Here is a 22222-nt window from a genome sequence, read left to right as displayed (position 1 = left end):
AAACCCCTTATAGATAGGCGCTGTTGGCCAGCATCGCGTATTGGGCCGAGGCCCGTTGATGCACGTCGGAGATCTGATTGCTCATGACCACGGCGACGTAGCGGTCGTAATGCAGGACGCACAGGTACTTCGTCTGCATCGACACATACGGTTCCGCGGGCGAGTCCTCCTGCGCGTTGTTGAAACAGTGCGTATCCGGCAGGCCAGGCGGACCGGCCAATGGCGTGGTCGTCGGCAGGTCCTTGCGTGCTTCCCATACCTGCACTGCGGCGGGCCGGTCACGCGCTCGAAGCAACAGTGCACCGTCATTGATCATGCCGATCCGGTCGATGCCGCCCAGGTCGATCACGCGCCGCCATTCCTGTCGGTCTTCGGTGATCTGCAGGAACGTCCGCGGAACCAGCACTGCGGTGATGTTGCCCGACCCGCTGAACGTTGGCCCCGTGAAGGTGCCTCGCGTGTCCAGAATTCGACGGATCACACCGTCAGGATCCAGGTCCTGGCGCAGCATTTCCCGTGCCGACAGCGGAGGCAACGCGTCCAGCAGGGGTAGTTGAACGTCGAGGGTGCGCTCGGTCAACGACCGTAGCGCCGCCAGATCGGGCCGTGGCGTGACGGCGTAAACATGCACAACATACTGTCCGCGAGCCATCGTCGCCACCATCGATCGCACGCCAGGACGCCAATGCCCCTGGGCGGCAGGGTATTTGCCCAATGCGACCGCCGCGTTGAGGTCTGGCGCAAGGCCGAAGTCGGCCTGCTCGAGTTCGACAGCCGCCGCCTGGGCGCGGGGCTGATCGGGGAACTGCAACACAGTGACCCCCACCGCGGTGGTGTCACCGCTGTCGGGTTCTGCTTCCAATGCTGAACTCGCGTAGGTATTTTCCCGCTGCGGTGTGGACCGGCTTCTCGCCGAGAACCCGAACATCATCCCGTGTTTGTCGGCGACAGCCTGCGTGGCATCGGCGAGCACTCCACCGAGACCAGCTGAGGACGAGTCAACGGCTCTTGAACCGATCGAACCTCTGGACACGCCGTACCGCAACCCCGCATCGATATCGGTACCCAACGCCACGCTGCCCGCCAGCCGCGCGATAGCCAGCGACTGCCCCTTCTTCAGCGAGTGGTAATACTTGTCTTCCCGGAAGTCCAGCGGGAGGACGGGGTATTTCCCCACGTCGAGTTTCCTGACATCGATTTCGCCAGCAGCCGCCTGCCCTTGCACCGTCGCGCCGGTGGCCGAGACCGCGAGCGCAACAGCGAGCAACAGCCCCAATCCGTATCCAGCAGTTCGCCTTCGCGTGACTCTCATCGCGTGCTCACCAAGATCGCGTACTGGGCCGAGATCGCCTGCTGCGCATCAGCGATCTGGTTCGATGACACCACCGCGGCATAGCGGTCATGACTCACCGTGCAGTAGTAGCGGGAGACCGTCTTCGGTCTGAGACTCTCGTAGCAAGTCGCTGCGGCCAATCCGGCGGGAGTCTGGACAGTTCGCAAGAACTTGTCGTGGCCCGACTCGACCAGCAGTTGCCGTGCGCCGGCCGCGTCCCTGGTGCGATACACCGTGCTCTTGTCCTCGGACACACGATCGACCCCGGCCTGCTCGTACCCACGACGGGTGTTGGCGAAGTCGAGGGCGCCGTGTAGCGCCCCATGCCCGTCGCGGACAACGGGAAACACCGGATCGGCACCGGTTTCGCGCCCGATGGGCAGGGTGCGCGCGAGCATCTTGTCCGGGTCGACGGGTATCGACTGCAACCGGTCCACGGGTGTCGGCGTATGAGCGGCAAGGCGCTCCGCGGTGACTGTCAGTGCCTTATCGGCGATCGGGAGCACGGCGGCCTGATCCGAGATCTTCAGTTCCACATTCTCTTCACTGCGCGAGGTGACCTTGACGACGAATCGACCCGTTGCCATCCACCCCGTGACACGCTGCTCGTCATCGCGCCACAGCATGAGTGCGTCGGGATGGCGTGTGGACTTGATCGGCTCCGCCACGACATCGGGCCCGTGGCCCCGGCGATGGAGCGCGACGGCGGCCGACTGCGCCGCACCGACCGATTCGAACAGCATCGCGTGGACGGACAGTTCCTGCGAGATACTCGGGTCCTCGTGCGACCTGGCCCCGGTAAAAAAGCCTGCCACCAGGCCTTTCGTGTCTTCGTCGAACGTGTCACGGAAGGTCTTGGCCAGGTTCTCCCCCGGCCTCGGAAACGCCCGGCTGCCGGGTTGCGGCACCACGAACTGCGGATCGATCTCCACCGGCAACGGCAACACCGAACTCAGCCGCATACCCTCCAGATACCGAGCCAACGCCCACGACGGCGTCGTAGTGATCTCCCGTGCGACCCTCGGATACGGACCGACGTCCAGTTTCGCGAGATCGACAACCGGTTCAGGCGCCGCGGCATCCCCCGAGGGCTCGGACGAACAGCCGACCGCTACCAGCATCGCCGCGGCGAAAAGCCCCAAAAATCTTGCAGTACCGCGCATCCCCGCTGTTTCCCATGCGTCCGAATCTTGGAACCCGCTGCTTCCCACCAGGTCGCAGCGCCCTTCGTCATGTCAGGAGTTGCGGCGGGCGTCCCGCTTGATCCGGGCCGCGCTGCCGAAGCAACCGGCCGCGGCGACCAGCAGGCCCGTGGTGATGGCGCCGGTCACGCTGCTCGGCTCCATGCCGAACACCGTGAACATCAGGATGAACAGGCCGACACCCCCCAGTGCGGCGAGACCCATCAGGAACAGATTCTTGCGTTGCTGCTGTTGATCTTCGGTCATGAGTGTCAAACTATCCCACCGCGTACGTGCCGTAAATTCGTGCACCACAAGGGATTACAATCCTCATTCTGAATCCCTCACACCGCCTGAACCGGAATGGGCGGCCCCGGATTTCGTGGGCCTCCCGCGCCCGGCATGATCGGTGACTGTGCGAGTACTGCTGCAGCGTGTGACCACCGCCCAGGTGACCGTCGACGATCAGGTCGTCGGCCGCATCGATCCCGTCGCGACCGGCGCACCCCACGGCCTGCTCGCCCTCGTCGGCGCCACCCACACCGACACCGAAGCCACCGCGAAAACCCTGGCCGACAAGACTTTCCGCCTGCGCATCCTCGACGGCGAACGCTCCGCCGCCGACCTGAACGCCCCCATCCTGGTGGTCAGCCAGTTCACCCTCTACGCCAACACCAACAAGGGCCGCCGCCCCGCCTGGAACGCCGCCGCCCCCGGCACCATCGCCGAACCCCTGGTCAACACCTTCGCCGAAACCCTGCGCGAACTCGGCGCCACGGTAGCCACCGGCACCTTCGGTGCCCACATGCACATAGACCTCACCAACGACGGCCCGGTCACAGTCCTGCTCGAAGGCTGACCTACTTGTCCCCCGGACGGTATGGAATCCCGTCGGCGGCAGGTGCGATCGCCTTCCCGATGAACCCCGCCACCACCACCAACGTCACCACATACGGCAGCATCCCCAAGAACTCGGTGGGGATCGGGTTGCCGGGCATCGTGTTGAGGAAGCGTTCCAGTGCGCTGGAGAAGCCGAACAGCAGTGCGGCCAACAGTGCGCCCACCGGCTTCCAGCGGCCCACGATCATGACCGCGAGGGCGACGAAGCCAAGCGCCGCGGTCATGTTCTTGCTGAAGGCGACGTTGTTGGCGATGGTGAAGAAGGCGCCGCCGAAGCCGGACAGGGAGCCTGCGAAGGTGACGTTCCAGAAGCGCAGGCGGTTCACGTCGATGCCCGCGGCGTCGGCGGCGGCGGGGTGTTCGCCGATGGCGCGGGTGCGCAGGCCCCAGCGGGTGTGGAACAGCAGGTAGGACAGGCCGAACACGCAGGCCAGCGCCACGTAGACGAACAGGATCTGGTCGAACAGGATCGGGCCGAGCAGGGGGATGTCGGTCAGGAAGCCGAGTCCGATGTCGTGCAGGAATTCGCCGATGCGCGGCACCGTGCTGGGCCGATTCAGCGAATGGTCCATGCGCATGAGCCGTTCGAACAGGAACCCGGTGAGTCCGAGCGCGAGCAGGTTCAGGATCACGCCGGTGACCAGCTGGTTCACCGCGAACCGAGTGGCCAACCACGCGAGCAGCAACGTCGACACCATCCCGCTGATCACCGCGGCCAGGATGCCGACATAGGGATTGTCGGTGATCGACGAGAACAGCACAGCAGTGAAAGCACCCGCCAGGAACTGCCCTTCGATGCCCAGGTTGATCACGCCCGAACGCTCACACACCACCCCGGACAACGCACCGAAGATGAACGGCAACGCCAGGAACAGCGTCGACGCCAACACGAACTCCACCGGGAACCCCACCCCGGGCGTCACCACCCACGACAGCGCCGCGATCACCAACGCCACCACCGCGACCCCCACCAGCACCGCGTGCACCCGCGACGACAATGCCCGAGCCAGCAGCACACCCCCGATCAACGCCGTGAGCACCCCGAGAGTCACAACGATCGCCAGCGTAGGCAGAGTCCAGCTGCTGGCAGACGTCTGATCCAGCCGAAACGTAGTCGTGCGGTCCCCGATGAACAGCAGCCCGAAAATCACCAACCCCGACCCGAGCACCGCGAGCACAGCCCCGGCCGCACTGTGGCGCACATCCTCGGGCACGACGACCGGCGTCGAAGTACTCACCAGCCCCTCGCTTCCAAAGCGTTGAGCCCACCGCGCGGTGTGCGCAGGTGCAGCAGGGTTTTCACCAGGGCGGGCGCGGCCACGAACAGCACGATCACCGCCTGCAACAGCGTGGACATCTCGACCGGAATGGCGGGCTGCATGTGCAAGGTGCCCGACTTCAACGCACCGAACAGCAACGCCGCCGCGACAACCCCACCCGGCGATGCCCGCCCGAGCAGCGCGACGGTGATCCCGTCGAACCCGAACTCCGCGACCGTGCCCGGATTCACCGTGTACGGATTCAGCCCCATCACCAGCGCCGCCCCACCCAACCCGGCCAGCGCGCCGGACACCCCCATCGTGGTGACGAAGGTCCGCCCGATGTCGATGCCGGCGGTTTCGGCCGCGTTGTTGTTCGCACCGACTGCCCGCAACCGGTACCCGAATGTCGATTTGCGCAGCAACCACCAGATTCCCGCCGCCAGCGCCAACGCGATCAGCAACCCGACGCTGACCCGCAACCCCGACCCCGCCCAGCCCAGCAGCCGAGGCAACCGACCCGACACGTCCACCTGCTTGGAAACCAATTCCTGCGAGGTCGTGGAGTGAATGAACGTGGTCCCCAACGCCCAGATCAAGAAGAACGTGGCGATGTTGTTGAGCATGATCGACGAAATAACTTCGTGCGCACCGGTTTTCGCCTTCAGGTAACCCGGAACCGCGCCGAGCAGACCACCGGCCAACGCACCGGCGAGCAAGGCCAACGGCACGTGCAACAGCGGCGGCAGGTCGAGGGAGAACCCTACGATCACCCCGCCGAGCATCCCGAGAATGAACTGCCCGTGCCCACCGATATTGAACAACCCGGCCTGAAACGCCAACCCGACCGCAAGACCGGTGAAGATCAACGGCGTGGCATAGGTGAGCGTCTCCGAGATCGGCCGCAACACCTGCGCCAGCGTGGCCTCACCGTCGAAATACTGTTGCAGTCGGCCGATGTCGATGATCGCGCCTTCGAACATGTCGCGATACCCGGTGCTCACCGCCTGCCACGAGAAACTCAGCGCGTCCGACGGCTTGCGGAAGAAGTAACCCCAGGCCCCACGCACCGACGCGTCGGAGAAGATGATCAGCAGCGCGCCGATCGCGAAGGCCAGCAGCAACGAATAGACCGTCACCATCACACTGTTGGCCTCGGTCACGTACCCGAGGAAGGTGCGGCCGATGTCCCGTTTGGGTTTGCGTTCGCCGGAAGAGTCGATGTCCGGCTCGATCGTCGTACTCGGCATGGATGTCCTCAGCTCGCGGGGTCTGTGGGACGGTGGCCTGCCATGAGCTGGCCGATGATCTCGCGCGGCGTATCCGGGTCGACCTCGCCGACGATCTGCCCGTTGTGGATCACCGCGATGCGGTCGGACAGGGCCAGGATCTCGTCCAGCTCCGCGGAGATGAGCAAGACCGCGGTCCCGGAATCACGTTCGGCGACCAGACGACGGTGAATGAACTCGATGGCGCCGACATCCACGCCACGGGTGGGCTGCGCGGCCACCAGAACCGAACGGGGCCTGGAGAATTCGCGTGCGATCACCACTTTCTGCTGATTACCGCCCGACAGCGCCGACACCACCTCCCCCGGCCCCCTTGTCCGAATATCGAAATCGGCGATGGCCTTCTCGGCCAGTGTTCGCACCGCCGCGCTGTCGACCACTCCCCTGTTCGACAGCGGCTTGTCGCGATACTGGTTGAGCACGAGATTCTCGGCGACGGTGAAATCGCCCGCCAGCCCGTCGAGTCCCCGATCCTCCGGGATGTACCCCAGCCCGGCGACGATCCGCCGATACGGATCCCACCCGGTCACCGGCACCCCGCCCATCTCCACCGAACCACTGTCGGGTGCAACGGTTCCCAGCACCGCCCTGGCCAGCTCGGTCTGCCCGTTCCCCTCGACCCCGGCCAACCCGACGATCTCACCCGACCGCACCTGCAGATTCAGCCCATCCAGCATCGCCGTCCCGCGCTCACCGAGCACCGTCAAATCCTTGACGTCCAGCGCCACCTCCCCCGGCTGCGCGGGCGGCCGGTCCACAGTCAGCACCACCGACCGGCCGACCATCGCCGCCGCCAGCTCCGCCTCGGAATCGGACGGCGACGCCTGCGCCACCACCTTGCCGCGCCGCAACACCGTGATCGTGTCCGCGATCGCCTTGACCTCTTTGAGCTTGTGACTGATGAAGATCACCGACATCCCCGCACTGGTGAGATTGCGGATGATCTCGAGCAACTCGGCGACCTCGGGCGGGGTGAGCACCGCAGTGGGTTCGTCGAGAATCAGCAGGTCGGTCTTGCCCGACAGCGCCTTCACGATCTCCACCCGCTGCTGCACACCCACCGGCAGATCCGCACAGATCGCATCCGGATCCAGCGCCAACCCGTACCGTTCGGACACCTCGCGCACGGACTGCCGCGCGGTCGCCCGATCCAGACTCCCACGCCTCACATGCTCGCGCCCCAACTGCACATTGTCGGCGACACTGAACGGCCCGACCAGCTTGAAGTGCTGGTGCACCATCCCGATTCCCGCCGCGATGGCGTCACTGGGCGACCGCAATCGCACCGGCACACCGTCGATCAGGATCTGCCCGCTGGTCGGTTCGAGAATGCCGTAGAGCATGTTCATCAACGTCGATTTACCGGCACCGTTCTCGCCGAGAATCGCGTGCACCTGCCCCGGTTCCACGACCAGGTCGACATTGTCGTCGGCGAGAAAAGTTCCGAACGCCTTGGTCAGCCCGACAACTTCGAGTCGCATAGCAGTCTCCTCAAAGCTTCGGCGCGGCAGGGGAATTGATCACGATCTTGCCGTCGACGATGTCGCGGCGAATATCGGTTAGCTCCTGTTTCAGCGACTCGGGCACCTTCGCGTCGAAGTCGTGGAACGGCGCGAGTCCGACCCCGTTATTGCTCAACGTGCCCACATACCGACCGTCTTTGACGCCCCCCGCGAAGGCATTGTCGATGGCCACCCGAACAGCGGCGGAGATGTCCTTCATCGAAGAGGACAACATAATGTCCTTGTACTCCGGAACCGCCTCGTACCCATCGGAATCCACCCAGATCATGCTCACCCCCGACGCGTCCTGCACCGCCGACGCCCCACCCATCCCGACCGGCCCCGCCACCGGATGGATCACATCGGCACCCTGCGCGATGAAGTTCTCGGTAAGCGAGCGACCCGCGCTCGTATCGTCGAAGTTGCCGGTGAACGACCCGTTCTGACCCGCGACATCCCAGCCCAGCACCGCGACATCAGTCCCGTGCACCTTGTTGTATCCGGCCACCCCGGCCGCGAACCCGTCCATGAAGATCGTCACGGCGGGAATCTGCATGCCACCCCAGGTCGCCACCCGGCCGGCCTTGGACATGCCTGCCGCCAAATACCCTGCGAGATAAGAGGATTGAGCCGCGTTGAACTCCATCGAGTACACATTGCCCATGTCGACATGTGAGTCAACGATCGCGAACCGCTGATCGGGATACTCGCTGGCCACCTGCGCCACCGACTCCGCCATCAACCCACCGACGCCGATCACCAGATCGCAATCGTCATCAGCTGAAGCCCGCAGGTTGGGTTCGTAGTCGGCAGAACTGTTGGACTGACGGTAGGAACCGTAGACGCCAGGATTGGCGTCGATCGCGGCCTTGACCCCGTTCCAGCCGGATTCGTTGAACGACTTGTCGTCGACACCGCCGGCATCGGTGACCATGCAGGTCTCGAAACCGGCGTTGGCCGTGCCGTAGGTGTTACCCGATCCGGTATAGCGCGCGTCCGACGGCGGCTCGGCACAGGCGGCCAGCAGCGCCGTGGCAGCGCAGACGATCAACGCGATGCGAGATCTCATTACTCAGAGATACAGGACACCACCGACAACACCCCGGATTGGCAGGCCCACCTCGCGAGAAAGTCGAACTATTCCGGGCGCAGCGTGAGAATGCGCGGGCCGTCCTCGGTCACCGCGACGCTGTGCTCCCAGTGGGCCGCGCGCGAACCGTCGGTGGTCACCACGGTCCAGTCGTCCTCGAGGGTCTTGGTGTCGACGGTGCCCAGCGTGAGCATCGGCTCGATCGCCAGCACCGACCCGACCACCAGGCGCGGGCCCTTGCCGGGCGCACCTTCGTTGGGCAGGAACGGATCCATATGCATCTCGCGGCCGATGGCGTGGCCACCGTAACCGTCGACGATGCCGTACTTGCGACCGTGCAACTGCTCGGCCGCGCGGGTGCCCAACTCGATGGCGTGCGAGACGTCGGTGAGCCGGTTGTCGGGCAGCATGGCCGCGATCCCGGCTTCCATCGACAGCTTGGTGGCCTCGCTGAGCAGCCGATCGGCCTCGATGATGTTGCCCACGCCGAACGTCCAGGCCGAGTCGCCGTGCCAACCGTCGAGGATGGCACCGCAATCGATGGACACGAGATCACCCTCGGTGAGAATCTCCGAAGCCGAGGGGATCCCGTGCACCACCCGATCGTTGACCGAGGAGCAGATCGAACCGGGGAAGCCGTGGTAACCCTTGAACGACGGGACAGCGCCCGCGTCCCGGATCGTCGCCTCGGCGACCGCGTCCAGTTCCAGCGTCGAAACGCCGGGCTTGGCGGCCGCGCGAACGGCCACCAGCGTCGCGCCGACGATCGCGCCCGCTGCCTGCATGGCATCGAGCTCGCCCGCCGAACGGAACGGCACGACCTTCTTCTTCCGGTTGAAGACCATGCGGCCTCAGTACTCCGATCCCAGAATTACTTGCCGAGCGCTTTGAGCGCGCGGGCGTTGACTTCGTCGACCTCGCCGATACCGTCGACGGTCACGACCAGACCGTCGTAGTACTCGAGCAGCGGCTCGGTCTCCTCACGGTAGACCCGCAGCCGGTTGCGGATGACGTCCTCGGTGTCGTCGGCGCGCCCACGGGCGAGCATCCGCTCGACCACGGTGTCCTCGGGCACCACGAAGCACAGCACGGCGTCGAGTTCGGCGCCGAAGTGCTCGAGGATCTTCTTCAGCGCGTCGGCCTGGTCGACCGTGCGCGGGTAACCGTCGAGCACGAAACCGTTCGCGGCATCGGGCTCGCCCACGCGGGCTTCGACCATGCGGTTGGTGACGTCGCTGGGGACCAGGTCGCCCGCGTCCATGTACTTCTGCGCCTCGCGACCGAGGGCGGTCTGCTGGCTGATGTTCGCGCGGAAGAGGTCTCCGGTGGAGATGTGCGGAACGCCCAGCTTCTCTGACAGCAGGACGGCCTGAGTACCTTTGCCGGCACCCGGCGGACCGAGCAGAACAACTCTCACTTGAGGAACCCTTCGTAATTTCGATTCATCAGCTGGCTCTCGATCTGCTTGACCGTGTCGAGACCCACGCTGACCATGATGAGCACCGCGGTACCGCCGAACGGAAGGTTCGCCACCGCACCCGAATTGCCCATGTCGAGGAACAGGTTCGGGAGCACGGCGACCAGACCGAGGTAAATCGAGCCAGGCAGGGTGATGCGGCTCAGGACGTAGTTGAGGTAGTCCGCGGTCGGCTTACCGGGCCGGTAGCCCGGGATGAAGCCGCCGAACTTCTTCATCTCGTCCGCGCGTTCCTCCGGGTTGAAGGTGATCGCGACGTAGAAGTAGGTGAAGAACACGATCAACCCGAAGTAGATCGCGATGTAGACCGGGTTGGACGGATTCACCAGGTATTTCTGGATGATCTCCTGCCACCAGCTCGGCTCCGTCGCCGTGCTCGACCCGGTGAGCTGGGCGACCAGGTTGGGCAGGTACAGCAGCGAGGACGCGAAGATCACCGGGATGACACCGGCCTGGTTGACCTTCAGCGGCAGGTACGTCGACGAACCGCCGTACATCTTGCGGCCGACCACGCGCTTGGCGTACTGCACCGGGATCCGGCGCTGACCCTGCTCGACGAAGATCACGGCCACGATGATGGCCAACACCGCGGCACACACGAGGCCGAAGACCAGGCCGCCGCGGGTGTCGAGGATGTTCTTGCCGTCGATCGGGATACGCGCGGCGATACCGGCGAAGATGAGCAGCGACATGCCGTTACCGACACCGCGCTCGGTGATCTGCTCGCCGAACCACATGACCAGGCAGGCACCGGCGGTCATCACCAAAACGATGATGATCATGCCGAAGACGCTGGTGTCGGCGAGAATGTCCTCTTGGCAGCCCTGTAGGAGCTGACCGCGCGCGGCGAGTGCGACCAGACCGGTGGCCTGCAACACCGCCAAAGCGACGGACAGGTACCTGGTGTACTGCGTCATCTTGGTCTGGCCGGCTTGGCCCTCCTTGCGGAGTTCCTCGAACCGCGGGATGACGACGGTCAGCAGCTGGATGATGATGCTCGCGGTGATGTACGGCATGATGCCGATCGCGAACACCGACAGCTGCAACAGCGCGCCACCGGAGAAAAGGTTGATGAGCTGGTAGATACCGGCGGATTCACCGCCGGACACCATCTTCACGCAGTCCTGGACCGCACGGTAATCAACACCGGGGGACGGCAGCGCGGCACCCAACCGGTACAGCGCGATCAACCCCAGCGTGAAGAGAATCTTCCGCCGTAAGTCCGGAGTCCGGAAGGCCGATACGAAGGCGGAAAGCACAAATCCTCCTGGCGAACGACATGGTCATGCCATGCGGGAAGCACATGACGAGTCTTGGCAGACAATACGTTGTGTGACTCTAACAGTGGCACCGGACGAGCTCACAGGCTCGTCCGGTGCGACTGATAACTACAGTACCGTCAGGCCAGTTCGGTGGCAGTGCCACCGGCTGCGGTGATCTTCGCCTTGGCGGCTCCGGTCACCTTGTCGGCGGTCACCTGGATGGCGACACCGATCTCGCCGTCGCCGAGAACCTTGATGAGCTCGTTCTTGCGAACGGCGCCCGCCGCGACGAGCTCGGCCTTACCGATGGTGCCGCCCTGCGGGAACAGTTCGGCGATGCGGCCAACGTTGACAACCTGGTACTCGACCCGGAAGCGGTTGGTGAAGCCGCGAAGCTTCGGCAGACGCATGTGCAGCGGCATCTGGCCACCCTCGAACGCCGCGGGGACGTTCTTGCGTGCCTTGGTGCCCTTGGTACCGCGACCGGCGGTCTTACCCTTGGAACCTTCACCACGGCCGACGCGAGTCTTGGCGGTGTTGGAGCCCGGAGCAGGACGCAGGTGGTGCAATTTGATGGTCATGTCTAGACCTCCTCAACTGTTACGAGGTGGCGCACGACGTTGATCAGACCGCGGTTCTGAGCATTGTCCTCACGAACCACCGACTGGCGGATCTTCCGCAGACCAAGCGTCCGCAGGCTGTCGCGCTGGTTCGACTTGGCACCGATCGTGCTCTTGATCTGAGTTACCTTGAGATCAGCCATGTCAGGCTCCCTGTCCCGCACGCGCACGCAGCATGCCCGCCGGAGCGACATCCTCGATCGGCAGACCGCGACGAGCGGCAACCTCTTCGGGACGCTGCAGCATCTTGAGCGCGGCCACCGTCGCGTGAACGACGTTGATCGCGTTGTCGCTACCGAGCGACTTCGACAGAATGTCGTGGATACCGGCACATTCGAGCACGGCACGGCACGCACCACCGGCGATCACACCGGTACCGGGCGAAGCCGGACGCAGCATGACCACACCGGCCGCCGCCTCACCCTGAACCGGGTGGACGATGGTCGAGCCGATCATCGGGACGCGGAAGAAGCTCTTGCGAGCCTCCTCGACACCCTTCTGGATGGCCGCGGGAACTTCCTTGGCCTTGCCGTAGCCGACGCCGACCAGACCGTTGCCGTCACCGACGATCACGAGGGCGGTGAAGCTGAAGCGACGACCACCCTTCACGACCTTGGAGACGCGGTTGATCGCGACGACGCGCTCGAGCTGGTTCTTCTCGGCAGCGTTGCCGCCACGGTCGTTACCGCCGCGACGATCGCCACCGCCACGACGGTTGCCCTCAGGGCCACCGGCGTTGCTGTTGTTGTTGTTGTTCGGTCCGGCGGGTCCGCCGCCGCCATCGCGCCGCTGACGTCCCGGCATCAGACGTTCCCTTCGTTCGCAAATTCAGTCATCAGAACTTCAGCCCACCTTCACGAGCGGCATCGGCCAGCGCCGCGATACGGCCGTGGTAGTCGTGACCACCACGGTCGAACACGACCGCCTCGATACCGGCAGCCTTGGCACGCTCGGCGATCAGCTGACCGACCTTCGCGCCCTTGGCGGACTTGTCACCTTCGAGCGCACGCACGTCGGCTTCGATCGAGGAGGCGGCGGCAATGGTGCGGCCCACCGAATCGTCGATCAGCTGAGCGTGCAGGTGGCGCGCGGAGCGGTTGACCACCAGGCGCGGACGCGCGGTGGTGCCTTCGACCTTCTTACGAAGACGGAAGTGACGACGGGTCTTGGACAGACGACGCTTCGTGGAAGCGTCCTTGCCCAGCGGAATCCGCTTCGCCTTCTGGTTAGCAGTTTGCGCCATGATCACTTACCCGTCTTTCCGACCTTGCGGCGAACGACCTCGCCGGCGTAGCGGATGCCCTTGCCCTTGTACGGGTCGGGCTTACGCAGTCCGTGGATGACAGCGGAGATCTGACCGACCGCCTGCTTGTCGATCCCGGACACCGAGAACTTGGTGGGCGATTCCACCGCGAAGGTGATGCCTGCCGGGGCCGTGATCGGCACCGGGTGGCTGTAACCGAGGGCGAACTCGAGGTTCGAACCCTTGGCCTGAACGCGGTAACCGACGCCGAAGATTTCCATCTTCTTCTCGTAGCCCTTGGTGACACCCTCGATCATGTTCGCGATCAGGGTGCGGGAAAGGCCGTGCAGCGAACGGTTCGCGCGCTCGTCGTTGGGACGAGCAACCTCGAGCTCATTGCCTTCACCCTTGGTGACGACGATGGGCTCGGCCACGGTGTGCGAGAGGGTGCCCTTGGGCCCCTTGACCGTGACAACCTGGCCGTCGATTGTGACGTCGACGCCGGCCGGAATCTCGATGGGCTTCTTACCAATACGCGACATTAGTCCTGACCTCCCTTACCAGACGTAGGCGAGGACTTCGCCCCCGACGCCCTGCTTGGCCGCCTGACGGTCTGTGAGCAGACCGGTCGACGTGGAAATAATCGCCACGCCGAGGCCGCCGAGGACCTTGGGCAGGTTGGTGGACTTCGCGTACACACGCAGACCCGGCTTCGACACGCGACGCAGGCCCTGCAGGCTGCGCTCACGGCTGGGGCCGTACTTCAGATCGACGACGATGGCCTTGCCAACGGTCGCGTCTTCGGTGCGGTAATCGGCGATGTAACCCTCACGCTTGAGGATCTCGGCGATGTTCACCTTGATCTTCGAGTGGGGAGCCTTCACCTGATCGTGGTACGCCGAGTTGGCGTTGCGCAGACGCGTCAAGAAGTCTGCGATCGGATCAGTCATGGTCATGGTTTGACCTCGACACCTTTCTCGCTGCGGTTCCCATGCAACATCTCCGACGCTTGCGCGCAGGTGACCGTGGGCCTACAACAATTCGGCTGGTCCGGTCAGCACTTACCGACCGGATGAGTTCTCTTGCGAGCTCTCGGCGCCTGGGGGTCCACTCACGCCGAACGTGGAGCGGACACAGATCTGCCCAGGCAACTGCTCTAGTGTAGGCAATGCCGTGGTCAGGACCAAACCCGGGGTGCGGCGACGTTGGTCACGCGGCGGTGTGAGCCGCCCCGGTGGCCCTGTAGGTGATCGCGATCGCCGACGCCGAGACCCCCGTGGCGACGATCAACATCATCTCACCACCCACCACCAGGCTCATCAGCCCGCCGAGCAGGGCGCCGACCGCGAAGGCCGCGTACTGCATGCCGTAGCCGAGCCAGTCGCGCGAACTGCCGCCGCTGACATGGCTTTCGATGCCCTGGCCCAGTTTCACCACGGTTCCGGTGACATAGCTCAGCGGCACACTGACCTCGCCGTTGTTGACGAACGCGGTGTTGAGCGCGCCGACCGCGAAGGCGACGAACGCGATCGGAATGAAGCCGACCTCCTGACCACCGGTGCGATCGAGAGCGAAGTCGACCACCGCGGCGACGGCCAGCGCGACGGTGGTCACCACCGATGCCCCGTAGTGACCGCTGCGCCACACCTTGCGCCGCAGCAGCGAGGCGACGAACACCCCGAGCCCGAACGAGAAAAGCAGGGTGATGGCGCCGGTGGCGAGCAGGTGATCATTGTCGAACCAGCCGAGAACGGCACGTTCGGTATTACCGGTCATAAATGTCACGAAATATCCGGCGGAATGCGTATACGCGGCCGCGCCGATGAATCCGGCGAGAATGGAAAGAAATGCCACTATCGGCATCGCGCCTGCTGGAATCCCGCGTAGGGGCGGCCGGTGGGCCACGTCACGGGGCTTGTTTTCAGTGATCAGGGTCACGAACTCACATCCTCTGCGATTGTCCGGCAAGGGATCGACGCTGACGCCCATCTTTATGCTGCACTGCACGCAACGACCTCGACCGTAGCCACGGAACACATTGTTCGCCACCACGCGGATCACATTCTCCGAAAATGCACAGGATTATCAGATGCCGGTAATGCTGCGGTAACCGAACAATTCGCAATATATTCCGAATATGTCCGGCGTGACCTGCGGCTATCGCACCGTCCGTTCGGCCGATCGGCGCGAATTGTGTTCGATCACAATGACTTTGCGCTCGTGAGCCCGGCTCACGTGTGTGGTAACTTCGCGAGGTTCGTCGGATCTGCGCAGGAGGCTCGGCCGTTGTCTTCCCACCGTGCACGTCGTCGGGGCACGGCCTTCTTCTTCGCCGTATTACTCGGGATCGGCGCGCTCGCCGCACCCGCATCGGCCGATCCCTACGTCGACCCGCTCGCCGACGCGGCAGCCACGCCCTCGTTGCACTGGGAGAGCTGCGCGGACGGCTTCGAGTGCGCCACCGCGCGGGTGCCGCTGGACTACAACCGCCCACAGGCCGCCCAGATCGACCTGGCCGTCATCAAATTGCCCGCCGCCGATCCGGCCCGCCGCATCGGCACGTTGTTCGTCAACTTCGGCGGGCCCGGCCCCTCCGGCGTGGATCGGCTGCGTGAGCGAGCCCGTTGGCCGTGGTTGTTCTCCGACGAATTGCGCGCCCGGTTCGACGTTGTCTCGTGGGATCCGCGCTCGGTCTCGCGCAGCGCGGGCACCCAGTGCTTCACCGGCGCGGCCGAGCAGGCGGCCTACCTCGACGCGTTCCCCGGCACCCCCGCCACTGCAGCCGACGAACCCGCGTTCTTCGCCGCGTCCGCCGACATCGCCGCCCGCTGCGCACGCAACGCCGGCCCCATCCTGAACCACGCCTCCAGCGCGAACACCGCCCGCGACCTGGACCTGCTGCGCCGCGCGGTCGGCGACGAAACCCTGACCTACCACGGCATTTCCTACGGCACCCAGGTCGGCGCGATCTACGCCAACATGTTCCCCGGCCGGGTCCGCGCGATGGCGTTCGACGGTTCGCTGGACTTCGAGGGCAATGTCAACGGCGCGAACCTGCCGCTGGATACCCGCCAAGGCGTAGCCACGGGCATCGCCGAAACCTTCGACACCTTCCTGCGCGATTGCTCCGCCGCAGGACAGCGCTGCGCTTTCGCCGCGGGCGACCCCAAACTCAAATGGATCGCCCTGGCCGAACGCGCCCGCCTCGCCCCGATCGTCATCGACGGCAAGTCATGGTCGTTCGCCGAAGTGGTCGGCGCGGCGGGCAGCCTTTCTCGCCCCGAAACCTACCCCGACCTGGCGATCCTGCTGCAGAACCTGTTCGACGCGACCACGGTGCTCCCCACCCGAGTCCCCGACTCCGTCTTCGCCGCCGACCACCCCGCCAACCGCGTCGAAGCCTTCTACACAATCCAATGCGCCGACAGCACCGTCCCGCGCGACCCCGCCGTCTACAGCGCGACAGCGGCAGCCGAAGACCTGCACTCCCGCTACTTCGGGCGAACCGCGGTCTTCAACGCCACCCCCTGCGCGTTCTGGCAGGCCGAGGACCGGGACCGCTACACCGGTCCATGGAACCGCGAAACCGCCGCCCCGATCCTCGTCCTCAACAGCAGATACGACCCGGCCACTCCCCTGCACGGCGCGAAAGCCGGTGCGGCCCAACTGAACCGGGCCCAGCTAGTAGTCATCGAAGGTGCCGGCCACAGCTCCATGTACATCCAGAGCACCTGCGCCGAACACCTCAAACGCGACTACCTGTTCACCGCCCAACTCCCACCGGCAGGCACCAGCTGCGGAATCGACCACTCCCCGTTCAGGTGAGCATGCAGAGAATGTCGTACAGCGGCGGCTTCTCCACACTTCCGGTAGCGAACAAGATCCCCGCCAACGGCGAACAGATCAACTCCCCCTCCGAAGACCCCGACCCTCCCGACCCGGAATCAGCGATAGGGGCGGCGGATGCGACGGCGGGCGCCCCGAACAGGGCGACGGAAACGGCTGCGACTGCGACGAACTTCTTCATCCGCCCAAAGAACACACCCACCCACCCCCACGCAGTGAAATGCCCACATTTCATCCAAAGTCGGTGACATCCCACAAACCCCTACAACGCACGAAAGCACGGACCTCCGAGTCGGAAGTCCGTGCCTTCGTTCGATATTCGCCTAGGCGGCAGGTGCACTCACGAGGAGCGCAAGCTCACCAGGAGCTCTTGTGCACGCCCGGGAGCTCACCGCGGTGCGCCATTTCGCGGACGCAGATACGGCACAGGCCGAACTTGCGGTAGACCGCGTGCGGGCGACCGCAACGCTGGCAGCGGGTGTAGGCGCGAACCGCGAACTTCGGCTTCGCCTCGGCCTTGATGCGCAGTGCTTTCTTAGCCATGTGCTCAGTTCTCCTTGAACGGGAAGCCGAGGTGCTTCAGCAGCGCGCGGCCTTCTTCGTTGTTGGTCGCCGTGGTGACAACCGTGATGTCCATACCGCGCGGGCGGTCGATGGAATCGACGTCGATCTCGTGGAACATGGACTGCTCCGCGAGGCCGAACGTGTAGTTGCCGTTGCCGTCGAACTGCTTCGGCGACAGGCCGCGGAAGTCGCGGATACGGGGCAGCGCGATGGACACGAGACGGTCCAGGAACTCCCACATACGGTCGCCACGAAGAGTGACCTTCGCGCCGATCGGCATGCCCTCACGCAGCTTGAACTGCGCGATGGACTTGGTGGCCTTGCGGATCTCGGGCTTCTGGCCGGTGATCAGCTCGAGGTCCTTGACGGCACCGTTGATCAGCTTCGCGTCACGGGCGGCGTCGCCGACACCCATGTTCACGACGACCTTGACGACGCCGGGGATCTGCATCACGTTGGCGTACTCGAACTCGCCGTTCAGCGCGTCCTTGATCTCGGCGCGGTAGCGCGCCTTCAGCCGGGGCTGAGTCTGCTCAGAAGTAGTCATGTCAGATGTCCTTCCCGTTTTTACGGGAGATCCGGACGCGCTTGCCGGACTCTTCGTCGGTGCGGTAGCCCACGCGAGTCGGGTTACCGTCGGAGTCGACGATCATCACGTTCGAAACCTGGATGGGGGCTTCCTGAGTGACGATGCCACCCGAGGAGGCGCCACGCTGGTTCGCGGAATCAGCGACGTGCTTCTTGATCCGGTTCACGCCTTCGACGAGAACCTTGCCGGTCGCGGGGAAAGCCTGAATGACCTTGCCCTTCGCGCCCTTGTCCTTGCCCGAAATGACGAGCACGGTGTCACCCTTGTGCACCTTCATAGTCAGAGCACCTCCGGGGCCAGCGAAACGATCTTCATGAAGCGCTTGTCGCGCAGCTCACGGCCGACCGGGCCGAAGATGCGGGTGCCGCGAGGATCGTTGTCCGGCTTGATCAGCACGGCAGCGTTCTCGTCGAACTTGATGTAGGAACCGTCGGGACGACGACGTTCCTTGGTGGTGCGAACGACGACAGCCTTGACGACGTCGCCCTTCTTCACGTTGGCGCCGGGGATGGCGTCCTTCACGGTGGCGACAATGATGTCACCGATACCGGCATAGCGACGCGACGAGCCACCGAGCACGCGGATGCAAAGGATTTCCTTCGCCCCGGTGTTGTCGGCGACGCGCAGTCGCGACTCCTGCTGAATCACTTCAGCACCTCCTGGACCTGGATGTATACGTACGCCGGATTGCCGACCCGTCGCACATGGTCAGTTGCCCACCGGACGCGCGCCTGCCAGCGGAAATACCTTCCACTGGGGGTTCGCTGCCGGATTGCGAGAACAGAGCTCCCGCAGGCAACCGTTCTAGTGTAGGCGAACCGCCTGGAAGAACCCAATCGGGGTCACTTCTGGTCGCTACCCCGGCCCAGAGGGCGCCGCGCCGGTAGCCTGTGCGAGCTGGATCGCAACAAGCATCGGGGTGCGGCATCGCATCGGGGAAGGAACTATCTGTGACATCGTCCGGTCTGGATCGCCGCGCATTCCTGATCGCCATGGGCTTGGTGCCCGTGGCCGCCGCGCTGGCGTCGTGCTCGTCCGACGCTACCGAGGTTAAGCTTACCGGTGTCGACATGGTCGGCGGCGATCCCGCCATCCGTCCGCAAGACGACCTGTATCGCCATGTCAACGGCACCTGGCTGCGCGATTACCAGCTCCCGCCGGACAAGGCCTCGGTCGGCGCGATCACCGACGCCAACGACCGCACCCTGGATCAGCTGCGCGCGATCATCGAGGGCATCAAGGACCCGAAGCAAGGTACCGAGGCGCAGCAGATCAAGGATCTGTACGACGCGCGCCTCGACCTCGACGAGATCGAGCGCCTCGGTACCACACCGCTGGCGGCCATTTTCGCCGCGATCGACCAGGCGCCCGGCAAGCCCGAGCTGGCGAAGGTGATGGCCGAGGCGCCGATCGCCGGGCTGATCGGGATGGGCATCGGGGTCGACCGCAAGAATTCCAAGGCCTATATCCCCAGCGTCGGCCAGTCCGGTCTCATCCTGACCGAGCAGTACTACCGCAAGCCCGAGTTCGCCGAGCAGCTCGCGGGCTATCAGGTCTATCTCGAGCAGCTCGCCGCCGGCCTGAGCCTGCCCGATCCGGCCGCGGTGGCTCAGCGGATGCTCGATCTGGAGAAGCGCATCGCCGCCGCGCACTGGGACAGCGTGCGCCTGCGCAACACCGACGCCACCTACAACCTGATGAGCTGGCAGGAGCTCACGGCGCTGGGCCCGCAGTTCGACTGGGATCCGTGGCTGGCCGGAATGACCGACCGACCCAAGTCGCTGTTCGACAAGATGGTGGTCGGTCAGCCGTCGTTCGTCACCGCGGCCGCGCAGCTGTGGGGTGAGGTCGATATCGCCCAGTGGCGCGAGTACCTGAAGATGCATGTGGCCGATTCGTATGCGCGGTTCCTTCCCAAATCCATCGCCGACCCGCGCTTCGAGTTCTTCGGCCGGGTGATGAGCGGGCTCGAGGAGAAGCCGGAGATGTGGCGCTCCGCGGTGGGCGTGGTCGACAGCAATCTCGGCGAACCGCTGGGAAAGCTGTACGTGGACAAGCACTTCCCGCCCGCGGCCAAGGATCGCGCGCTGGAGATGGTGGCCGACGTCACCGCCGCCTACCGCGACAACTTCGCCAATTCGACCTGGATGACCAAGCCCACCCGCGAGGCCTCGATCGCCAAGCTGGACAAGCTGTCCACCCAGATCGGCTACCCGGACAAGTGGGTCGACTATTCGTCGGTGAAGATCACGCGCGGCCATTTGATCGAATCCCTGTTGGCCATCAACGCTTTCGAGTCCAAGCGCGCGTTCGCCCGCCTCGGCACCGAGGTGGACAGGATGGAGTGGAGCATGTCGCCGCAGACGGTGAATGCCTACTACAGCCCCACCATGAACCAGATGGTCTTCCCCGCCGCCTACCTGCAGCCGCCGTTCTTCGACAAGGACGCCCAGGACGCGGTCAACTACGGCGCGGTGGGTTCCACGATCGGTCACGAGATCGGCCACGGCTTCGACGACCAGGGCTCCAAGTACGACGGCGACGGCAACCGGCGCGACTGGTGGACGCCCGAGGATCTCGCGGCCTTCCAAGCCAAGACCGACCAGATCATCGCGCAGTACGACGTGCTCGTTCCCGAGGGTGCGCCGCCGGGTCAGCACGTGAACGGCCCACTGACCGTCGGCGAGAACCTGGCGGATCTGCGCGGCCTGCAGATCGCATTGGCCGCCTATCAGAAGGTGGCGCAGCGATCCGGCGAGCAGCCCGACTACCGGTCGATGTTCTTCTCCTGGGCGCGGCAGTGGCGCGACAAGCAGACCGAGGAGGCCACGCTGGCTTCACTGCAGGACACCCACTCCCCCAACGAGTTCCGCTGCAACCAGGTGGTGCGCAATATCAGCGAGTTCTACACCACGTTCGAGGTGAAGGACACCGACAAGCTGTTCATGCCGCAGGATCAACGCGTGGCCCTCTAGGACAGGGTTCCTCCCCGGAAACCGACGTAGGTTAGCCTAGGCTGACTTACGCAGAAACCTGCTCGACGGAGGATGCCCCATGACGACTGTTCGGACTTCGCGCGGCTGGCGGCGCGCCGCTGTGGCCGCGCTCGCCGGTGCCCTCACCTTCGGCGTGGTGGCCTGCGGTTCCACCGACGATACGGCCACCTCGGGCGAAGCGGTGACCATCACGCACGCCCGCGGCGAGACCACCGTCCCCGGCACCCCGAAGAAGATCGTCGCCCTGGGCAACCAGTGGCTCGACAGCACCCTGGCCCTGGGTGTGGTCCCCGTCGGCTACATCGACAATGTCTCCGCGGTGTCCAAGAGCACCCCGCCGTGGACCCCGGAGTCGCTGAAGCAGTCCAAGCCGCTCAACACCACCGGCAGCATCGCCGAGCAGGTCGCGGCACTGGAGCCGGACCTGATCCTGGCCGATCCGTTCATCGCCGATCAGAAGACCTACGACGACCTGTCCAAGGTCGCCCCGACCCTGCCGGCGCTGACCAAGGACGCCGTCACCCCGTGGCAGGACCAGGTCAGCGCGCTGGGCAAGGTGCTGCACAAGGAGTCCGACGCGACCGCGGTGATCAAGAACGTCGACGACAAGATCGCCGCCATCGCCACCGCCAACCCCGGCCTGAAGGGCAAGACCTTCGCCAGCACCTGGCTCGCGAGCCCCGCGCAGCTGATGGTGCTGACCGACCCCAGCGACGGTTCGGCGAAGGTGTTCACCGCGCTGGGTCTTGGCATCCCCGCCAACCTCGCCGCGCTGCCCGCCACCCAGGGTCGTCTGGCGTTGTCGCCGGAGCGCGTCGACGAGCTGACCGCCGACCTGCTGCTGGCCGGCTACTCCCCAGGCCTGGACGAGAAGTATCGGCAGCTGCCCGGTTACGCCGACCTGCCGTCGGTGCGCAAGGGTTCGGTGGTGTTTCTGACCACGCAGGAGATCAGCGCGATCAACCAGCCCACCGCACTGTCGGTGCCGTACATGCTGAACAAGCTCGAGCCCGCGTTCGCCGCCGCCGCGAAATAGGCTCTGCCCCAACCAAGTTCGACCCCGAGGATTCA

General features: G+C 64.9%; 25 protein-coding genes. 4 read left to right on the top strand and 21 right to left on the bottom strand.

Features of this window, described 5'->3' with window-relative positions:
- Positions 1–7: 7 nt before the first annotated feature.
- The 3 genes from ACFWU5_RS05830 to ACFWU5_RS05820 form a co-directional block, all read right to left on the bottom strand.
- Complete coding sequence (locus tag ACFWU5_RS05830; protein WP_379241420.1) at positions 8–1312, bottom strand: hypothetical protein; 1305 nt, start codon at positions 1310–1312, stop codon at positions 8–10.
- Entirely contained in the window at positions 1309–2496 is a 1188-nt protein-coding gene (locus ACFWU5_RS05825) for a hypothetical protein (protein WP_379241419.1), read from the bottom strand. The genes ACFWU5_RS05830 and ACFWU5_RS05825 overlap by 4 nt, the downstream gene beginning before the upstream one ends.
- Positions 2497–2568: 72 nt before the next feature.
- Positions 2569–2781, bottom strand: a complete 213-nt coding sequence (locus tag ACFWU5_RS05820; RefSeq protein WP_379241418.1) for a hypothetical protein — start codon at positions 2779–2781, stop codon at positions 2569–2571.
- 148 nt (positions 2782–2929) lie between these two features.
- Here ACFWU5_RS05820 and dtd point away from each other — a divergent pair, with 148 nt between their 5' ends.
- The gene (gene dtd / locus ACFWU5_RS05815) at positions 2930–3373 is read left to right on the top strand and encodes a D-aminoacyl-tRNA deacylase (protein WP_379241417.1); all 444 of its coding nucleotides are present in this window, start codon (positions 2930–2932) and stop codon (positions 3371–3373) included.
- 1 nt (position 3374) lies between these two features.
- Here the strand turns inward: dtd and ACFWU5_RS05810 are convergent, their stop codons facing one another.
- From ACFWU5_RS05810 to ACFWU5_RS05745, 14 genes are all read right to left on the bottom strand, one after another.
- Complete coding sequence (locus tag ACFWU5_RS05810) at positions 3375–4652, bottom strand: ABC transporter permease (RefSeq protein WP_379241416.1); 1278 nt, start codon at positions 4650–4652, stop codon at positions 3375–3377.
- On the bottom strand, positions 4649–5923 hold the full coding sequence (locus ACFWU5_RS05805; protein WP_379241415.1) for an ABC transporter permease: 1275 nt from the start codon (positions 5921–5923) through the stop codon (positions 4649–4651). Before ACFWU5_RS05805 ends, ACFWU5_RS05810 begins: the two co-directional genes overlap by 4 nt.
- An 8-nt stretch (positions 5924–5931) precedes the next feature.
- The gene (locus ACFWU5_RS05800; protein ID WP_379241414.1) at positions 5932–7443 is read right to left on the bottom strand and encodes an ABC transporter ATP-binding protein; all 1512 of its coding nucleotides are present in this window, start codon (positions 7441–7443) and stop codon (positions 5932–5934) included.
- A 10-nt stretch (positions 7444–7453) separates the two neighbouring features.
- Positions 7454–8533: a BMP family protein gene (locus ACFWU5_RS05795; RefSeq protein ID WP_379241413.1), complete on the bottom strand. Its 1080-nt coding sequence runs from the start codon at positions 8531–8533 to the stop codon at positions 7454–7456.
- Between the two features lie 68 nt (positions 8534–8601).
- A complete protein-coding gene (gene map / locus ACFWU5_RS05790; protein WP_379241412.1) occupies positions 8602–9399 on the bottom strand; it encodes a type I methionyl aminopeptidase in 798 nt (265 codons plus the stop codon).
- 26 nt (positions 9400–9425) lie between these two features.
- A complete protein-coding gene (locus tag ACFWU5_RS05785) occupies positions 9426–9971 on the bottom strand; it encodes an adenylate kinase (protein ID WP_379241411.1) in 546 nt (181 codons plus the stop codon).
- Positions 9968–11290, bottom strand: a complete 1323-nt coding sequence (gene secY / locus ACFWU5_RS05780) for a preprotein translocase subunit SecY (RefSeq protein WP_379241410.1) — start codon at positions 11288–11290, stop codon at positions 9968–9970. Before secY ends, ACFWU5_RS05785 begins: the two co-directional genes overlap by 4 nt.
- A gap of 140 nt (positions 11291–11430) precedes the next feature.
- Positions 11431–11874 carry a 50S ribosomal protein L15 gene (gene rplO, locus ACFWU5_RS05775; protein WP_379266314.1) on the bottom strand — a complete coding sequence of 148 codons (444 nt, stop codon included), beginning with the start codon at positions 11872–11874 and terminating at the stop codon, positions 11431–11433.
- Positions 11875–11876: 2 nt separating this feature from the next.
- Positions 11877–12056 carry a 50S ribosomal protein L30 gene (gene rpmD / locus ACFWU5_RS05770; RefSeq protein WP_056819257.1) on the bottom strand — a complete coding sequence of 60 codons (180 nt, stop codon included), beginning with the start codon at positions 12054–12056 and terminating at the stop codon, positions 11877–11879.
- A 1-nt stretch (position 12057) separates the two neighbouring features.
- Positions 12058–12717 (bottom strand): 30S ribosomal protein S5, encoded by a 660-nt coding sequence (gene rpsE, locus ACFWU5_RS05765; RefSeq protein WP_379235516.1) that lies wholly within the window; start codon positions 12715–12717, stop codon positions 12058–12060.
- Positions 12718–12748: 31 nt separating this feature from the next.
- Entirely contained in the window at positions 12749–13156 is a 408-nt protein-coding gene (gene rplR / locus ACFWU5_RS05760; protein WP_379266313.1) for a 50S ribosomal protein L18, read from the bottom strand.
- Positions 13157–13158: 2 nt separating this feature from the next.
- Complete coding sequence (gene rplF / locus ACFWU5_RS05755) at positions 13159–13698, bottom strand: 50S ribosomal protein L6 (protein WP_379235514.1); 540 nt, start codon at positions 13696–13698, stop codon at positions 13159–13161.
- Between the two features lie 15 nt (positions 13699–13713).
- Entirely contained in the window at positions 13714–14112 is a 399-nt protein-coding gene (rpsH, locus tag ACFWU5_RS05750) for a 30S ribosomal protein S8 (protein WP_056818383.1), read from the bottom strand.
- Between the two features lie 253 nt (positions 14113–14365).
- Complete coding sequence (locus ACFWU5_RS05745) at positions 14366–15094, bottom strand: YoaK family protein (RefSeq protein WP_379241408.1); 729 nt, start codon at positions 15092–15094, stop codon at positions 14366–14368.
- Positions 15095–15442: 348 nt separating this feature from the next.
- Between ACFWU5_RS05745 and ACFWU5_RS05740 the strand changes: the two genes are divergently transcribed.
- The gene (locus ACFWU5_RS05740) at positions 15443–16981 is read left to right on the top strand and encodes an alpha/beta hydrolase (protein ID WP_379241407.1); all 1539 of its coding nucleotides are present in this window, start codon (positions 15443–15445) and stop codon (positions 16979–16981) included.
- Positions 16982–17359: 378 nt separating this feature from the next.
- Here the strand turns inward: ACFWU5_RS05740 and ACFWU5_RS05735 are convergent, their stop codons facing one another.
- The 4 genes from ACFWU5_RS05735 to rplN are packed head-to-tail and all read right to left on the bottom strand — an operon-like array spanning position 17360 to position 18803.
- The gene (locus ACFWU5_RS05735; protein ID WP_056818387.1) at positions 17360–17545 is read right to left on the bottom strand and encodes a type Z 30S ribosomal protein S14; all 186 of its coding nucleotides are present in this window, start codon (positions 17543–17545) and stop codon (positions 17360–17362) included.
- 4 nt (positions 17546–17549) lie between these two features.
- Entirely contained in the window at positions 17550–18113 is a 564-nt protein-coding gene (gene rplE / locus ACFWU5_RS05730; protein ID WP_379241404.1) for a 50S ribosomal protein L5, read from the bottom strand.
- A 1-nt stretch (position 18114) separates the two neighbouring features.
- Entirely contained in the window at positions 18115–18432 is a 318-nt protein-coding gene (gene rplX, locus ACFWU5_RS05725; RefSeq protein ID WP_379241403.1) for a 50S ribosomal protein L24, read from the bottom strand.
- 2 nt (positions 18433–18434) lie between these two features.
- Positions 18435–18803, bottom strand: a complete 369-nt coding sequence (rplN, locus tag ACFWU5_RS05720) for a 50S ribosomal protein L14 (protein WP_056818394.1) — start codon at positions 18801–18803, stop codon at positions 18435–18437.
- Positions 18804–19105: 302 nt separating this feature from the next.
- On the opposite strand from rplN, the gene ACFWU5_RS05715 reads away from it, so the two are divergent.
- On the top strand, positions 19106–21130 hold the full coding sequence (locus ACFWU5_RS05715; protein WP_379266312.1) for a M13 family metallopeptidase: 2025 nt from the start codon (positions 19106–19108) through the stop codon (positions 21128–21130).
- 79 nt (positions 21131–21209) lie between these two features.
- On the top strand, positions 21210–22187 hold the full coding sequence (locus tag ACFWU5_RS05710) for an ABC transporter substrate-binding protein (RefSeq protein WP_379241400.1): 978 nt from the start codon (positions 21210–21212) through the stop codon (positions 22185–22187).
- Positions 22188–22222: the final 35 nt, after the last annotated feature.

The organism is Nocardia sp. NPDC058640 (assembly GCF_042716995.1).
Lineage (GTDB): Bacteria > Actinomycetota > Actinomycetes > Mycobacteriales > Mycobacteriaceae > Nocardia.
This window is presented reverse-complemented; position numbering and strand designations above follow the sequence as displayed.

What these genes read in the sequence shown, in the direction of transcription:
- ACFWU5_RS05805 (WP_379241415.1), bottom strand. Translation starts at nt 5,923, where the DNA reads ATGCCGAGTACGACGATCGAGCCGGACATCGACTCTTCCGGCGAACGC.
- ACFWU5_RS05820 (WP_379241418.1), bottom strand. Translation starts at nt 2,781, where the DNA reads ATGACCGAAGATCAACAGCAGCAACGCAAGAATCTGTTCCTGATGGGT.
- rplE (WP_379241404.1), bottom strand. Translation starts at nt 18,113, where the DNA reads ATGACTACTTCTGAGCAGACTCAGCCCCGGCTGAAGGCGCGCTACCGC.
- rplF (WP_379235514.1), bottom strand. Translation starts at nt 13,698, where the DNA reads ATGTCGCGTATTGGTAAGAAGCCCATCGAGATTCCGGCCGGCGTCGAC.
- ACFWU5_RS05710 (WP_379241400.1), top strand. Translation starts at nt 21,210, where the DNA reads ATGACGACTGTTCGGACTTCGCGCGGCTGGCGGCGCGCCGCTGTGGCC.
- rplO (WP_379266314.1), bottom strand. Translation starts at nt 11,874, where the DNA reads ATGACCATCAAATTGCACCACCTGCGTCCTGCTCCGGGCTCCAACACC.
- rpmD (WP_056819257.1), bottom strand. Translation starts at nt 12,056, where the DNA reads ATGGCTGATCTCAAGGTAACTCAGATCAAGAGCACGATCGGTGCCAAG.
- rpsE (WP_379235516.1), bottom strand. Translation starts at nt 12,717, where the DNA reads ATGCCGGGACGTCAGCGGCGCGATGGCGGCGGCGGACCCGCCGGACCG.
- ACFWU5_RS05735 (WP_056818387.1), bottom strand. Translation starts at nt 17,545, where the DNA reads ATGGCTAAGAAAGCACTGCGCATCAAGGCCGAGGCGAAGCCGAAGTTC.
- rplX (WP_379241403.1), bottom strand. Translation starts at nt 18,432, where the DNA reads ATGAAGGTGCACAAGGGTGACACCGTGCTCGTCATTTCGGGCAAGGAC.
- ACFWU5_RS05825 (WP_379241419.1), bottom strand. Translation starts at nt 2,496, where the DNA reads ATGCGCGGTACTGCAAGATTTTTGGGGCTTTTCGCCGCGGCGATGCTG.
- rplR (WP_379266313.1), bottom strand. Translation starts at nt 13,156, where the DNA reads ATGGCGCAAACTGCTAACCAGAAGGCGAAGCGGATTCCGCTGGGCAAG.
- ACFWU5_RS05795 (WP_379241413.1), bottom strand. Translation starts at nt 8,533, where the DNA reads ATGAGATCTCGCATCGCGTTGATCGTCTGCGCTGCCACGGCGCTGCTG.
- ACFWU5_RS05800 (WP_379241414.1), bottom strand. Translation starts at nt 7,443, where the DNA reads ATGCGACTCGAAGTTGTCGGGCTGACCAAGGCGTTCGGAACTTTTCTC.
- map (WP_379241412.1), bottom strand. Translation starts at nt 9,399, where the DNA reads ATGGTCTTCAACCGGAAGAAGAAGGTCGTGCCGTTCCGTTCGGCGGGC.
- rpsH (WP_056818383.1), bottom strand. Translation starts at nt 14,112, where the DNA reads ATGACCATGACTGATCCGATCGCAGACTTCTTGACGCGTCTGCGCAAC.
- ACFWU5_RS05830 (WP_379241420.1), bottom strand. Translation starts at nt 1,312, where the DNA reads ATGAGAGTCACGCGAAGGCGAACTGCTGGATACGGATTGGGGCTGTTG.